Genomic DNA, 15,374 nt, shown 5'->3' on the forward strand with positions numbered 1-15,374 from the left:
GTGACTGAACAGCACAATCCGCAACACTGGAGTCAGCTGGATACGGAAGAACAGATCCGTTTCTGGCAGGGCGTTGAAGATGGCCACGTTGAATCTTTTCTGGTTTCCCCGGAAAAGAAGCGTACCCGTCGTCGTCGTGGTGAGCACTCCACCAAACCCAAATGCGAAAACCCGTCCTGGTTCCGGCCATCTCACTATAAGGCGCTCGGTGGCCAGCTTGGCCACGCCTATAACCGTCTGGTGAAGAAAGATCCGCTCACGGGGCAACACAGCCTGCGCATGCATATGTCCCTGCACCCATTCTATGTCCGGGAACGTCAGCGCGCCGGGCGAAAATATGCTTTCCGTCCTGAAAAACAGCGTCTCCTCGATGCGCTGTGGCCGGTGCTGGTCAGCTTCTGTGATGCCGGTAAACACACGGTAGGGATGTGCGTGTCCAGGCTGGCCAGAGAGCTCAGTCCGAAAGACGGCAAAGGTAAAGTCATTCCGGAAACTGAAGTGACCATTCGCCGGGTTTCGGCGCTGATAGCCGAGCAGGTCCGCTTTGGTGTCCTGGGGGTGTCAGAAGAAACCGCCTGGGATCGGGAGTCCCGTAAACGTCTGCCAAAGTACGTGTGGATCACCGCCGCCGGCTTCAGGATGCTGGGCGTTGATTTGATGAAGCTGCAGGAGCAGCAGCAGAAGAAACTGCGCGAAAGCGAGGAACGTCAGGCACTCATTAAAGAGGGCATGTTAGGCGAGCATGAGGATATTTCTGTCCATAAGGCGCGTAAGCGCTGGTATGAGCAGCGTAGTCGTGAGGCCCTGCAGTATCGTCGTGCACAAGGCGCGGCACGCAAACGCGCCAACCGCCTGGCCAGAATGCCCCGGGACCGCCAGGTCTATGAGATGACCTGCTGGCTGAAGAAGACGCTGCCGGCAGACGAGCTCTATGGCTATTCTGAGAACAAGCTTGAGCAGCTGGCGGTACAGCATCTCTATCAGCTGGAACTCTCGCTGAGCCATCCAGCGCCGCATTAGTCCGGCCAGCCAAAATTTGTAAAAAAATAGCCCCTCCGGGGCTTTTTGTGCTGGTATTTTTTGGCCATTTTTGTCTTTCCTTCCTTTTCCCGCCTGAGTTTTTCTCTTTCCCTGATGATTTCGCCGGCATGCTGGCCATCAAACGCCCCCACGTGATCAGTTATCCACAAAAATCCGCAAATAGATAAATGAGAGAATCTGCAAATAAATAACAGGAAACCCGCAATACAGTCTTAACCCAGTATTTTTATCCCCTGCATTGCAAGCAGCAGGGAGATCTTTTGTCTCTGAACACCATTGTGAATAAATCAAAAAGGCCTTCGCTTACAGCGGCCGCAAGCGTCCACGTCGCTCAGAACCAGAAGTGCCTCCCGCCGCTATGCGGCGGGCATAGGCACAACACATAATTTAGTTACATCATCCGGTTAGATTCCCCGTGAACCGCACCAGCGCAATCCTCAGCACCGCACATACCACTCAGAACACCGCAGAAACCTCGCCTCCCACCACCGGAGAACGCTGACGCTTCAACAACATATGTGCCCCCTCCCCACCACTGAAAAGCGCCGCCGCCCCCGGCCAAAGGCCGGGGAAGACATCGCTTTTAATGATGGGTGTTGTAACTACTCTTTTCATCGCTGTGGGTGGAGCTGCGGTCAGTTGTCTGGTACACGCTCGTAAGCGGCCCTCCGGCCCGCTAACGCGGAGATACGCCCCGACTGCGGCTGTCGCCTTGTCGTGACCACTCCGACCGCGTACAGAGGCGTCTGTGATGTTTTAAGCGGGTATGGCTTATCAGGGCGGGGGAAGGGATTGGCAGAACCTGTCAAAACAGCAGCCGGCTGCGCCGGGCTACGGCGCCATTTGCCCTCGGTACTCCATTCAACTACTGCTGGCGCCTCTATGCCGCTGAAGCGGCATCCTGACTCCAGATCCACATCGATCACATCTTCTATACTTTCAGTCTGGCCACTGGAGGTAACCATGTGCGGACGTTTTTCTCAGTCATTAACGCGGGAAGAGTATCTTTCTCTCTTCGCCAATAAAGCCGATCGAAATATTGCCTACGACCCGGAACCCATCGGTCGCTATAACGTCGCCCCGGGTACCAGGGTGTTACTTCTGAGCGAACGCGACGAACAGCTGCAGCTCGATCCGGTTCACTTGTATACGAGTAATAAAGTTGGATACCTGATCCGCCTCTAAGCCGCATTCTACGACATGAAAAACAGCATTATAAAAATAAAGTTGGATACCAAACTGCAAATCCAGCACCGATAACGAGAAAGCATAGAGTAAAAAAGTGGGATACCAATTCAGTAAGCCATGCCTAGATGTGACGATTAAACACTTCATGCGCTCTCAGGTCTGCTCTCGGATTTATCTCCAACACACGAGAACGAAGCTCGCGATGATCTATGTGAGCCGAACGGCGCTCCCACGTCTGACCATTTTGTTCAATGCCTTGAGTTAATTCGATGCAGTCATCCAGATCAAATTTCGGAAGCAAAGGCTGGACTGACCTGTGCCCCCTGGTTCATGATCTCGACATAGCCAATTAGCTCTGCAGAGTAACTACCATCCCCATTGGCGGCCCCCTTATGTTTCAGTTCCCGCTGCAGAGTCGGCTCAATAACATGCGTGAATATTTCCTGCCGTTGTTCGAGCGCAAACTTCGATAATGTTACCGGTGCCTGCAGATATTGCTCAACCTGCCGCTCAACCACCGGAACTCGTGTACCATCTTGCTTAACGGCAATCGGCTGAACCACGACTCGACGTTCACCATTGCCAGAAGAAGCTTCGACCATCCACAGAGAGAGCAGAACAGGGGTATCTAAGTCGCCAGAAACGGCAATGCCAATTTCCTCAGGCGGAACACTGCGCCAGCGGCCAAGCTCTTCCTGAACCAGAGGGTGATCCAAGCCCATCAACTCCAAGTTATCGCTGCTTGTCGCTAAATCTCGGTTCAATGTGAATCGTTGTTGACTCGACCCATCAATAGTCACTAAGTCATAGGTCTCGTTGTCGATCTTGACCAAGCGTTGCTGACGATCTGCCACCGCTGCCGAAAGGAAGCGTACCAGCCGATCCAGACTAGATGAAACATCGGAAAATGGTTTGTAGTCATCAAGACTGAAACCATCAAGGTCTTGGAATAGGTCAAAAACAACCTGTCGAGCTTCCCGTGAATTTGAGAGCGCAGCCTCAAGTTCCACTTGTGTTCGTTTCAATTCAGGGTCTGACAAAGCTTCTTGGTAGAGTCGGTCATAATTTAGACGCTCAGATAGCTGACCAAGAATCTGTGCACGCAGGTCTTCAGCTACGTTACCTTGATCGTCAACCTTACCGACTGTCTTGGCTATTTCCGTCAGCTTTTCATCAAGCATCAAGAAAATTCGCCCTTCGATGGTATCGGAGAGAACGAGGTTGTAGACCTGCGCCGTGTGGTTTTGACCATAGCGATGAATACGCCCGATACGCTGTTCCACATCCATCGGGTTCCATGGCAGATCGAAATTGAACAGGATGCGCGCAAATTGCAGATTCAAACCTTCACGGCCAGCTGCAGTACAAACCAGAACACGCGGCCCATTCTTCAAGCGGAATTTCCGTTCTGCCGCCAGCTTGGCTCCATGATCGCCACCACGCAAAACCACCACTCCCTGTCCTGGATACGCCTGTTCAATCTCGCGAGCAATTAGATCGACAGTCCCAAGATAGGTGGCGAAGATAACGATCTTCTCGCTGGCATTTTGCCGCCATAAATAACCCAGACCATCAAGCAGCTTCTGCGCCTTAGTTTCACGCTGCTGCGGAAACACATTGAGAAGATCGCCAATTCGCAAACGCTCTTCTGGCAAGTGAAGCTCCACAACAGCCGACGCAGCTTCTTCGGCATTGGTTGCCAAGTATTCACTGCCATAAGGATCGGAGGCCATCTCAAGCGCCTCTGCATCAAGCTTTTTGACCAAACGGAACTTGAGATCGGCCAACACTCGATCCACTTCGCTACGCCCAATGCTGTCGTAAGGCAGAGCATATTCTTCATGAATCAAAACTCGAGCTTCTTCAGTCAGACGTTCACGCCCTTCAATATCAAGATCTTTATCGCGCAGTAATGCCTCGTGGAGGGTCAACATAAGCAGACGACGCTTGAGCGTTCGGCGTACAGCCGCGAAGCTTGATGCTGCTATCTTCTGGAAAATGGCCATCAAAAAGCCCAGCGCGCGCCCCTGGTTTCCTTGACGACGAGCCAAGTCAAAACCATCCTCCAGATACTCGCGCAACCTCTCGTAAAACAGCCGCTCATCCTCATTCATAAGGAACGACTCGGTATGAACCCAGCGACGAGCAAACAGTGGTGAACCATCTGGTTGGCAAGCATCCGCCTTGGTCCGGCGAAACATCACAGTATTGAGACGGTGGCGGTTCTCCAGCATTTCCTCTGGGCTACCAAACAAAGTGGGGTTCAGGAGCTGCGCCAGCATCCAGAACTGAAAGTGATTGCCCTGATGCGGCGTGGCCGATAACAACATCAGGTCACGAGAGTGATCTTTCAGCGCCTCGGCGAGCTTGTAATTCTCCGTCTTCCGGACCTTACCACCCGTTCGAGAAGCCGTCAGATGATGAGCCTCATCAAAAACCACCAGATCCCACCGAGGAGCATCCAGCAAGCGTTTAATACGCGCCGGACGTTTGAGTGTATCGATGCTCGCAATCAATCGATCGTGCTTGGCAAATGCATTGGTTTTACGGTCAGTTATGTCGCCCTCAGAACCGAACACTTCAAAATCGAGGTTGAATACCTCGTTCAGCTCCCGGTGCCAGTTATTCACTAACCCTGCAGGTACCACCATCAGTGCGCGATTCAGCTCCCCTCTGCTGGCCAACTCACGCAAAATCAAAGCTGTTTCAATGGTTTTGCCCAACCCCACCTCATCAGCGATCAGATAGCGTCGGGGGGATGCTGTCGCAATCCGGTGCGTCAGCACCACCTGGTGCGGCAGCAGGTCAATCTTTGCGGAAGTCAGTGCCGATGCACTTTCCATGACGGGCAACGCATGGGCCTCATAGGACAACCACGCTTTGCGCGCCCGATCTGCGCCGCCATCAACGGCACGCAGGATGCGCTCGGTGCGTGAGAGCTGGCGCCGCACAGCGCCAACAGGTACGCGGCGTTCACCAACCCCAAAGAAAGCGCGCAGGTAACCATCTCGCACAGGATCAAGCACCACCCCCTGCCCGAACTCATGGTGAATAATCCGCTCACCTGGTTGAAACAATGCATCCGCTTCCACTCGTCGACCTCAGGTAATTCGTAAATGAAACAGTCCAGCTACTTTGGCGCCTTCACGCAGCAAAATTTCCTGTGGATACTCATTAGCCTCCCCCCATAGCAGGCGACCAAAATCAATCTGATTCTCACGATAAGGCGCCTCGCATAACCATAAAACAGCATCATTAGTAACCAGTTGTTTAAGTCGACTGTGACCTTGAGGTAACCAGAAGATCAACGCAGCTTCACCACCGTAATAATCCTGAAACGAGAGAATGGCGCTTTTAATCGTTTCTCCCAGCCAGATTTCTCCCTGTTCAGGAGCTAACAGATCGAGACAACCATCAAGCCCGGCGACAACTAATGTCTGGTTGTCATTGCTAGGGAGATCATCGGGCCAACGTCCTTGCGATTGTAGAAACTGCCGCAAACTCCAGACCTCACTTGCGACACAGACTTGATTGCGAGCCTCTTCGTCCCACAACCAACTGGTGCCTCGTCGTTGCCACACGGTATCTACAGTCTGTCGCATTATGCCCACTCCTCATCATCGTCAAATAAGGAGCCCTGCACCGGTAATGGTGCCAAACTTGCCTGCCAATTTCGGTAAATATGGACTGCGAGGGACGCTGCATTGCGGGTAGCTTGATCCGGACCATTACGGTGCAACCATTCCAGCAGTGAACGCAGCGCAACATGCGGCTTGAAATTATCGTTATTCAGCGTATCCGAGGCACTAATTCCACTGCCATCAAAGCACGCTCCGATCAATACCAGCGCTTGGTCGAGATCGGAGGTTAGCTTACGTCGATGTTTTCGTTGCCAATCACGGGAAAAATCGAGTGGATTAGTCCGAGTGAAAACCTTCTTCGCCTCCGAACACCAGTTACGCTGAACAAAATCATCTGGGGTAGTCACAGTTCCACGCAAATACTTTTGCAATTGATCGCGCTTCATCTCGTTAACCGAACCAAAAGTGCGCAAAAATTGTCGGGTCATGGGCTCAGCGTTCACTGGTGGTGCTTCGTTGCCTTTATCTGCATCCTCATCAATCAGTTGGTTAATACCAACCAGAGCCTCCCTAACTGAAATCGTACGCCCTTCATCAACGTACACTTTGCCGTAATGGCGAGAGAAGTATTCCAATGCTTTACCACGGCGAATAACCTGAATATCTGCAGCGGGCAAACCTGATTGAGCATGATTCTCCAACATTCCTTGCAATTGACGCACATCAGCCATCACCTCACGACGCATCCGCCCCCAACTCACCGGCTTTGGCTCTTCCGTGCGCTTGCGGCAGACATGGATGATGTCGTATTCGATAGTTTGAGAACCGAAGGTACCTGGCTTTGCTCCATCACCTTTTGTCTCATCCGAGCGAATTGGGTAAGTTGCTTCAAGGTAATACCCGGCATCGAACAGCGACTCCAATACCGCCACCCAAGGCTCATCCGCACTATGGTGGAAGGTGAAAGCCAAGATACCACCGGGCTTCAAGAGTCGATGCGCCTCACGCCAGCACTGGGTAAGCAGCCGCTGATAGAAACCATCTGGATCTTCCGGCTCGCGAGCCCGATTGGCTACTGCCTCCAGAGACTTTGGGGTGTACTCGGAGCCAAAGATTGCTGGGTATTTGTTCTTGAGCGCCAGGCGAAGCCATACGTAGAAGAAATCGGACAGCTCCGAATAGTGCAGTAAGCCACCGAACGGAGGATCGGTAATCACCAGATCTAGGCTACCGCTTTCAAGTTGTGACAGATCTGTAGACGAGCCCTGATGCACTTCCACGTCTACAACTGCATCACCGGGGAATACCTTTTCGCTACTTGATTTTTCAACACCATCACTGCGAACCCGAGATACAGATTGGGGACTGACAAGTTCGTAAGGATTCTTACCCCATTCAATCCCTTCTATGACACCATCAGCACAAGATGACCAGCGCCCACTACCCATAATACCGAAGCAAGACCCTTCGACAACATTTGTCTTGGGGTGATAGTTGTTATTACTCATGTGGGGCACCAACTTGTCATAATTGATATCCCAGAAACAGAACATATTTCTATAGCGAATACTCTGCTGGAAAGCACCTAGAAGAGCCTCTCTAACACTCCAAGGGTAATCGCCAATGGTGAGAATTCCTCTCAGCAGCTGGGCTTGTGCCAGCAACTGACGAGGGTTGAACATCGTCCACCAGTGCGTATAGCCGTGGTTTGGAATGCCGCCGTTATTCATGTGTGTCATGAAACCGAAAGGCACCTCTGAACGAGGCCAATAGTCTTTGAGATCGGTATCCTTTCGTGCTTCCCATTCAACGAGCGCGGCATCGTATTGGCATGCGTGAATTGCATCATATGCGGCGAAAAAACGCCCACTATAGGGTTTGCCTGCGGCATCGCGCTTGGGGGCGTAACCATGTACCGCATAGGCAGCCATAGGCCCGGTCTTGCCTGTGGCTTTGATGGTGGTCAGTACGTCCTGAGTTGTGCCGCAGGCTGCGCAGACGTAATGGGATTTTTTCGGTACCGTGCCATTTTGCGGAGCAAAAATGACCTTTGTTTCTGGGCACGTCACTTCCTCCGGCAGCGCGCCGCGCACCTCCAGCAGCCGAATCTTGGATGCGCGTTCATTGTCCCACCGCGTGGTTGCAGCCACATCATCCTGCGCCGAGCCGCCGTAAGGCTGGCTATTCGTATCCTGCTTAGGCGAACCCGCCAGCCATTGCGGATGCACCAGCAGGCTCAGTTCCACCTTCTTGTTCTTGCCCTTGCCGAGGTTAACCATCGCCGTATGGCCACAATGCGGGCAGATCACGCCCTTCCGGCGGTCGAGCACAGAAAACGGATGTTCGGAAGGTGCCACATACAGTGGCGCATCTGGGGCCATCCGCGCCATATCTTCCTCAACATGGAAGTCGCCGCCGCACTTACTGCACGAATGCTCCCAGTGTTTGACGCTGAGCGTTTTCACCGCCATCACCGGGCTTGTCATGATCGGCGTGCGGTGACCGCAGCCCGTTACCTGACAAGGGCCGTGCTTGGCCCAGAATGTGTAGATAATCTCCGGGCCTTCGTAACGGTAATCCTTGCGCTCGTCACGAGGGATGGTCAGCGGGTCGAAATCGGCGGGCATCACCTTCTTGGTCGGTAAGTGCGTCCACGAGCCTTTCTCACCTTCCGGGCCATCGCAGTAGTAGTACGGCATGATCTGCGGCTTGACCTCGGCCTCAATGTCGGCCAGCAGCTTTTTCACTTGCTCTAGATCGACATTGGCCAGTTCCTGCTTGACCACAAACCACGCGACGGGATTCAGGTCGTTGCCGACCATCTGCATTCCAAGGCGCGAGCCTTCCACCAGTGTGGTGCCGCCGCCCATGAAGATGTCGGCCACCTTCAGGTCCTTGAACGCACCTTTTTTCTGGTGATTGGCATAGTAGTTGTCCCACACTAGCTTGGCTGCGTGCGATTTGTCTTCCGGGGCTTTGGTCGCCGCCGCGATCAACATTGAGCGGAACACGCTGGAGCGCCGCCGCGCCCACCACTTCGACATCTGGTAAATCGGCTTGCCCGCGTTGCCTTCGATGATCGCCACCTGATTGACGGGCAGGATCGGGAAGTCCACCTCCAGGCAAGTCTTGGGACGATTCGGATCGTTGAAATCGACAGTTTCAAGCGCGACCGTCTTGCCTGCGCCGACGGCTTTGGCGACTTCTTGCGCCAGTAGTTCTTTTTTGGTGGCCATTCAAGCTTCCTTAATCTTCTTGTGCGCGGGATTGGCGGCGCATGTTTTCTACGGCGGCAACCAAATCGACTTCGGCCTTGGGCGTGGCCCAGCGGGTCCAGAAGGGGATCGTTGCACTGCGCGGTTCATGTTTTGGCTTGGCCATCTTGATGCGGGTCGGCAGCAGGGTGGCGTCGCCAACCACTACAGCCTCGCCTACGTCCAGCGTCGGCAGCACCTCCATCAGCCCCTCCAGGCTTTCTGGCAAGAGCTGCTTGACCACCGCCTGGTCGGTCTTGTTGGCCAGGCGCAGGCTGATGATGTTGCTGCACTGGCTGAGAATGGTCGTGCTGACATCCGAGGGGCGCTGACTGACCACCATCAGCCCAACTCCGTACTTGCGGCCCTCTTTGGCGATGCGCTCGTAGTTTTCCAAGGCGCGCTTTTCCAGCGGGCCAGTGGAGGCGGCGCTGCTTGGCAGGTAGAGATGCGCCTCATCGCAAACGATGACAATCGGGTGGCGCGCATCGCCGTCTTCGCCCGGGCTGCTCCAGAACTGGATTTGGTAGATCAGCCGCCCGACCAAGCCCACAACCACTGGCAAGATGTCCGAGGGCACCTCGGAAAAGTCGATGATTTTGATGCCCGGATTGACGCCATCGTTGACGTTGCCTGTACCGAGCAGTTTCTTGGCGAGATCGTGTAGTGCCTCGTAGGTCTCGTAGTCCTCCGGTGCCTGATACATGAACGCATAGCGGCGGTCGTTCATTTTGGTTTTCAAGCGAATGAGGAAGCGAGAGAGCTTGCCGTTCAACGGGCCTTTTTCGGTTTTGGGCTGTCCCTTCTTCGCACCGCTGACGTATTCCTCGCCTGTGGGAATGACCTCGTCGTTTTTTCGGTCGAGGGATTCCACCAAGTCATTCAACTTGTAGGGAACCGGTGTGTCGACCGTAAACCCTTCCAGCAACTCCGGCTTGCCTAGCGCATTGATGGCAGCGCGTTTCATTTCAACGACCGAATCCATCAGGGCAAGCGCCTGATTGGGCGCATTGTCACCGGAGCGATCCACAAAAACGGATTGCATCTCGTCATATGTCAGCAGCCAGAAAGGCAGGAAGATCGCGCCGTCTTTCTTGGTCTTGATATCGCCAATGCCTGCGATGCGGTAATGCGAGGCGAATTTCATGCTCGAATACTCGCCATGCAAATCGAGCACGACGATATTCGCGTGAGGCAGTTGTGCGGACTGCTCAAGGATGGAGGCGACGGTGAAAGATTTTCCCGAGCCCGTGCTGCCCAGCAGCGCGGCATGGCGCTGGAAAAGCTTGTCGCCATCGATGTAGGCACTGGCCTTGCCATCCAAGGTATAGGTACCGACCTTGAGTGGGGCTGCCGCATCCGCCTTGGATGAAGCGCTCAAAATCCCCATGAAGTCTTCGAGCGACTTTTCTTCAATGGGAAACACGGGCCGGTTGATCTCCGGCAGGATGAAAACGGCACGTGTGAAGGTGTCCTTGCGCTGCCCATCCCGAGCACGATAGGTGCCGACCAAGCTGATCGACACGCCGTTTTCCTCTTGAGGCACGCCAGCCAGATCCGCTGGCGGATCAACTTCAGGTAGCGTCGGCAGCTCCACCGGATGCCGCCAAACTCGTTCGATGATGCCGATCAGCCATTCATCGCCCATCGACTGGATGGCAACCAATCGACCGACGCGCGCCTTTTGCAGGCGTTGGCCATCCGTCACCCGCACGGTGATCCGCGAGGTTTCAACACTGCGGACTTCGCCCAATGACTGCTCGTCGGTGAAATTGAAAATGCTCATCCTCGCCTCACTCCACAAATTTTTTCAAAAAGTCATCTAGCTGCCAGAGCGGCTCTGGTGACCGCAGTGCATTCCCTTTCCAGCGACAAACGGCCCCGTCCCCATCTTTGAACACGGCAATCACGTGAGGGTGTTCGCCAAGTAGTTGTTCAATGTTCGGAGTCGGGTTGCGCGTGACAATGATTGCGGGCATGCCTGCGGCCAGGCGGCGCTTGATGACGCCTTGCAAATGATCGTCGTTGAAGCCAAACCCGATACATAACAGCGCCTGAGCATCAGCAAGCGCCGCATTCATCGCTGTACGCATTTCGTCAAACAAGATATTGACCAATGCGTCTTGGTACTTCGAGGGGCCGGGCACAACGATGGCTCGTTCCGCGACGGAAACATCGTTGAGAACTTCCACTGGCCCCTCATCCGTTGTCAGCCAACTGATTGAGCCATGAGGCTTATACAGACGAACTGTTTTACAGATGCGGTGATCGACCTGCTGCTGGCGTTTCTCGGCCACCAGAACACGGCTGTATTGCGTCTGGAAGAGTGGCCGGGGGCGCGGCTTACGCCGACGGAACCCTGTGAATCCTGTGTCCAGAGGGATTTCCGCGAGATCGCAAAACAATTCCAACAACGTATCGTAGTTAGTCGTAATGACATGGATGCTGTCCGTGTTCTGCGGTGAGCCACTAAACAAACGATTCAGGAGGCGTGACGGCGCATGACCACCGGCAACCTTTTCGCCAAGAATTTTTGCCTCTGCGGCGATGGCTCTATCAAGAATCAACTTCGCGGTTTCTCCGCGTAGGGCTGACACGATCTCTCCCCATTCCGCCATGCCAAGCGGAATGCCATTCAGCCCAGCTTCGAGATTTGCCTTGATTGCGTCGACTGATTGCGCCCAGGTATTCCTTGCCCCATCGGTGGACAGAGCATCGTGCACAGCGGTTGCCAAGTGCTCCGCCAAGGCACCCATGCCGGGAAGGCCATAGCCGCAGGAAAAGCCAGAGCCGACAAGCAGCACCGGGGTTTTGCGAAAAAACCCTTGGATATCTGCGAAAAAATCGTCTGGCAAGTCGGCGGCTGTCATATCTACCTACTTCGATAGTTCAACGAAGGGCGACAGCACTTCCAGCAGCGAGAGGCCGCCGTGCGTCAATGTCGGGTAACCGCCCTGACTGCGCCACTTTCTGCGGCCCAGCGCCAACAGGTGCGCACCGTGCGGACTGTCAATTTGCAACGCAACGGGAGGCACAAAGGGGCCAGTGTCACCGTTACCAGCCTTGCTACGCCCGCTTGAGAACGTTTGCTTGAGGTGGGCGACAACCTCACCATCGGCATCGGGGAAGTAACCCGTGGCGGCGTAGCCGTGATCCGAGGTAATGACCAAGCGCCGCCCAGTGGCGAGGCGCTCAACAAAGGCCCAAAAGTCGTCACTAGAAAGTTGCTGCGCAGCATCCTTGGTCAGCAGCTCCAGACCTTGGCCTGCGCCGTAGTCGTGCAGCTTGGCGTCTGGCCAGTGATGCCAGAACACCCAGTTCTTCGCGCCAGATGCACTGCCCACCAAACCTTCGCAATCCTTCCACGGCAGATCGATGGTTTCGGTCTGCGCGGGTTGAAGTTTGTGTGCCAATCCACCGCCGTTGGCCTGCAACTGGCTTCGGCTGGACAAGCCCAGCGCTCGGGCAAACTCGTTGGTTTCGCCGGGTAATTCGGAGGCGGTCGCTGTGACGCCCTGCAGGGTGAATCCACGTTCTTTCGCTCCCTGCAGCAACCAAGGCAGTTCGCGCAGGCTCAGGGCATCCAGAACCAGCACGGCGCGGGCAGCACTGTTGCCATAACTCGGCTCGGCCCACCAACGCGCAAGACGGTCTGAGGTGCGTTCCACGCCGCTGATCTCGGATTGTCCGAAGCATCGCCACAGATCCCAACCACTGGACGCAAGGAACAGATCGAGCTCGCCGATCTCGCGGTCGCGCTTTACGACCTCGCCCGGGGCATTGCCCTCGGCCAATGGTCGTGAGGCGATATCGAGCGTGCGTTCGATGATGAAACTCCACGCATCCGCTGCGGTGCCTTGAGTCAGACGCTGCAATATTCCTGCATCAAGCGCCATCAGTTGTCCTCCTTCTCAAGACTCAGCTCGAAAGTCATGCCATCGGGCAGCTTCTTGAGCAGTTCCTTGAGCTGCGCGCCGGTGGCGGCAGACACCTTGATTGAGACTTCTGCCACAGGCGTGGCCGGGCCAATACCCCAGCCTTCGAGCTTGCCGATCAGGTTTAGCGGCGAGGTTGGCGGGTTAGAGAGCGGGATGCGCGGTTTGGTGGTGCTGCTTGTGCCGCCACCAAAAATGTCACCTCCATTCTGCGACGTACCGGTGCCGGGAGTGTTATCGCCACCAACAGGTGCGGGTGGTGTGGTCGTGCCACCGCCAAAGATATCGCCGCCCGATCCATTATTGGGGGTGCCTGCAGGTGGCTGCGGCACGGGTGGAGTAGTGCCGCCAGTGGCAGGCACAGCCGAGGGTTCCATAAGGAACACTTCATCAAGCTGACGCCCGGTATAGGAGAGTTTGGGCCGCAAGCGCCGCCACGCAGATTCCTCGTCCTCGCCTGCGTGGGTTTGCAGATGCTCCAGATTACGCAGGTTGATGGCGATCTTGCCGCGCGCGCACAGACGGAGGATGCGCTCCTTCATCGCAGTTTCGCCCAGCCAAGGGATGCAATCCTGGCCTGCCGGGCGTGGCTCCTGCAGTTCGCGCAGCAGCTTGCCGAGGGATGCGTTCTCAGATGCCGCTTCGAGCACGAGCTCTTCGAAGTCTTCGGGCACGAAGAGATCGTTGGTCAGCGTTTCCTCGATGCCCTCGGGAATTTGTGCACCTTGCTTTTTCAAGTGCTCGACACTGAATAGAGATTGCTGCGGGTTTTGGTGATCGTAGCGGTGCAAGACAGCGAAACGGTCAAAGCGCTTCTTCAGGTTGTCACGCAGGGTGCCTTCGAACTCTTTGTGGAGCTTTTTGTATTCCGCCGGATTTGTGGAATTATGGCCGCTCCATTCCTGCGCCTTCATTTCAGCGCGCGCGAGGATGAGCAGATCGCGATCCAGGAATGCATTGGTGGAACCAGATCGGGGCAACAGGAAGCGAACTGTATTGCGGCGCTTTTGCAGGTGATCTTTGAGCCAACGGCCCAGTGTCTGATCGATTTTTTCCGGTTCTTCCGGCAGTACCAGGACAGGCAAACGGTCATCCCAGCGCTCTGGCTGCTCGGCTTCATCTAGTGATGTCCATGGGTCTGTCTGCCAAGATCTAGGCAGTGCAATCACGCGGAAATTTTTTGCGACCTCATCGCTGCCGCCGATGACATAGCGAGCCTGTTTGGCCAACTGTGCCAGATCGGAGCCATCGGTAAATAGCTTGTCGTTACGGGCACAAACCATCAATTTGGCACGAGGGTTTTCTTCCTCACGAAAGACCATACGCGGGCCATCCTGATGGATGTTGAAGCTGTTCTCGACAATCGTTGCCAGCTCGACCTGGAAAGCATTGCCATCCACAGGCTTGTTTCGAGTGATGTCCACCTGCAGCGTGGCGGGATCGGCTCCCGCGAGGTTGCCGACGGCAATCGACCGCAGCCACAGTGCCCCCACGATCTCTTGCAGGTGTGGTGCAAGGTTGGCGTGGTTGTATACCGCCTCGGTCACCGAGATGATGTTGTGCTGCGCTTTTTCTCGCAGGGTGCGATGGTGCTCATTAGAAACCGAATCCAGCAGTGCGCCGATGCCCGATGCATCGTCATCCAGCCGGAAGTCGGCGGCGGTGAGCACAGGCACGGCTTCGCCACGGCTCTTGTAAAGATTAGCCAAGATGCGAATCATGTCGCGCGTTTCCTGCGCGTCAGTGGCGATCAGCACCTGTTCCTCAAGCAGACGTAACAGGTGCGGTGCATAAGGCCAAGACTCGGTGAACTCGCGACGCTTGCGATCCTGCTCGGCGGGCGGCACATCAAGCAGGCGGAAGTATTCTGAGACGTGCTGGGCAACTAGTGATTCAATGGTGCCATCGGCAATCTGCAAGCGGTTGTCGAACAGACGGTGCAACAACATCCGGCGCCGATCCTGCTGTATACGCTCGGCATTACCCCCCGCCTTGAAGTCGATGGCCACCGGGTTGACGCGGTGAACCTGCTGGTAGGCATCGCTGCCGCCATTGCGCACGGATATCACGAGCACCAACAAATCAGGGGTCGTCTCAGAATTCGGAAAATAAAGCACGCTAGCGGTTGATCTGTCAGGTTGAAGCCTGAGAGGCCGAGCGCAGATCGTCAGAAAAGGCGAAAAACGATCCTAATCTGACGCAACATAGGTGGGGTGCCTGACGCCCGGTTGAGGCATAGCCTAGATTGACATGCGCGATGCAACCCTTAACTTGCTTGCACCTATCGTTTCCATGCTAGCTTTATCGTAACGCTAAGGAAGCTCTGAAAAAGCCCATGTTTCGCGAAATCACCGCTCTGTAACCCGCATGGTTGC

General features: G+C 55.1%; 7 protein-coding genes and 2 pseudogenes. 2 read left to right on the forward strand and 7 right to left on the reverse strand.

Annotated elements, in window-relative coordinates; translation table 11 throughout:
• Positions 1-26: 26 nt before the first annotated feature.
• Positions 27-1,017: pseudogene (gene repA, locus OHJ17_RS25530) on the forward strand (plasmid replication initiator RepA); the annotation flags it as partial.
• 987 nt (positions 1,018-2,004) lie between these two features.
• A pseudogene (locus OHJ17_RS25535) lies at positions 2,005-2,184 on the forward strand (SOS response-associated peptidase); the annotation flags it as partial.
• A gap of 329 nt (positions 2,185-2,513) precedes the next feature.
• Here the strand turns inward: OHJ17_RS25535 and OHJ17_RS25540 are convergent.
• Genes OHJ17_RS25540 through OHJ17_RS25570 form a run of 7 tightly spaced genes read right to left on the reverse strand, consistent with a single transcriptional unit; the run spans position 2,514 to position 15,077 of the window.
• Positions 2,514-5,321 (reverse strand): DEAD/DEAH box helicase, encoded by a 2,808-nt coding sequence (locus tag OHJ17_RS25540; RefSeq protein WP_040228250.1) that lies wholly within the window; start codon positions 5,319-5,321, stop codon positions 2,514-2,516.
• Positions 5,322-5,330: 9 nt separating this feature from the next.
• Positions 5,331-5,831 carry a hypothetical protein gene (locus OHJ17_RS25545; protein WP_040228248.1) on the reverse strand — a complete coding sequence of 167 codons (501 nt, stop codon included), beginning with the start codon at positions 5,829-5,831 and terminating at the stop codon, positions 5,331-5,333.
• Positions 5,831-9,046, reverse strand: coding sequence for a DUF1156 domain-containing protein (locus OHJ17_RS25550; RefSeq protein WP_040228246.1), 3,216 nt, complete (start codon positions 9,044-9,046; stop codon positions 5,831-5,833). Before OHJ17_RS25550 ends, OHJ17_RS25545 begins: the two co-directional genes overlap by 1 nt.
• Positions 9,047-9,056: 10 nt before the next feature.
• Positions 9,057-10,850 (reverse strand): ATP-binding protein, encoded by a 1,794-nt coding sequence (locus tag OHJ17_RS25555; RefSeq protein ID WP_064176592.1) that lies wholly within the window; start codon positions 10,848-10,850, stop codon positions 9,057-9,059.
• Positions 10,851-10,857: 7 nt separating this feature from the next.
• Complete coding sequence (locus OHJ17_RS25560; RefSeq protein ID WP_040228241.1) at positions 10,858-11,934, reverse strand: SIR2 family protein; 1,077 nt, start codon at positions 11,932-11,934, stop codon at positions 10,858-10,860.
• A gap of 6 nt (positions 11,935-11,940) precedes the next feature.
• The gene (locus OHJ17_RS25565) at positions 11,941-12,960 is read right to left on the reverse strand and encodes a hypothetical protein (RefSeq protein ID WP_040227127.1); all 1,020 of its coding nucleotides are present in this window, start codon (positions 12,958-12,960) and stop codon (positions 11,941-11,943) included.
• Positions 12,960-15,077 (reverse strand): DUF499 domain-containing protein, encoded by a 2,118-nt coding sequence (locus OHJ17_RS25570; protein WP_088903447.1) that lies wholly within the window; start codon positions 15,075-15,077, stop codon positions 12,960-12,962. The genes OHJ17_RS25565 and OHJ17_RS25570 overlap by 1 nt, the downstream gene beginning before the upstream one ends.
• Positions 15,078-15,374 lie beyond the last annotated feature (297 nt).

The organism is Klebsiella sp. KP20-425-1 (assembly GCF_025813515.1).
In the GTDB taxonomy this organism is placed as follows: domain Bacteria; phylum Pseudomonadota; class Gammaproteobacteria; order Enterobacterales; family Enterobacteriaceae; genus Klebsiella; species Klebsiella pneumoniae.

Coding starts and splice junctions, on each gene's coding strand:
- OHJ17_RS25555 (WP_064176592.1), bottom strand. CDS start 10,850: ATGAGCATTTTCAATTTCACCGACGAGCAGTCATTGGGCGAAGTCCGC.
- OHJ17_RS25545 (WP_040228248.1), bottom strand. CDS start 5,831: ATGCGACAGACTGTAGATACCGTGTGGCAACGACGAGGCACCAGTTGG.
- OHJ17_RS25560 (WP_040228241.1), bottom strand. CDS start 11,934: ATGACAGCCGCCGACTTGCCAGACGATTTTTTCGCAGATATCCAAGGG.
- OHJ17_RS25550 (WP_040228246.1), bottom strand. CDS start 9,046: ATGGCCACCAAAAAAGAACTACTGGCGCAAGAAGTCGCCAAAGCCGTC.
- OHJ17_RS25565 (WP_040227127.1), bottom strand. CDS start 12,960: ATGGCGCTTGATGCAGGAATATTGCAGCGTCTGACTCAAGGCACCGCA.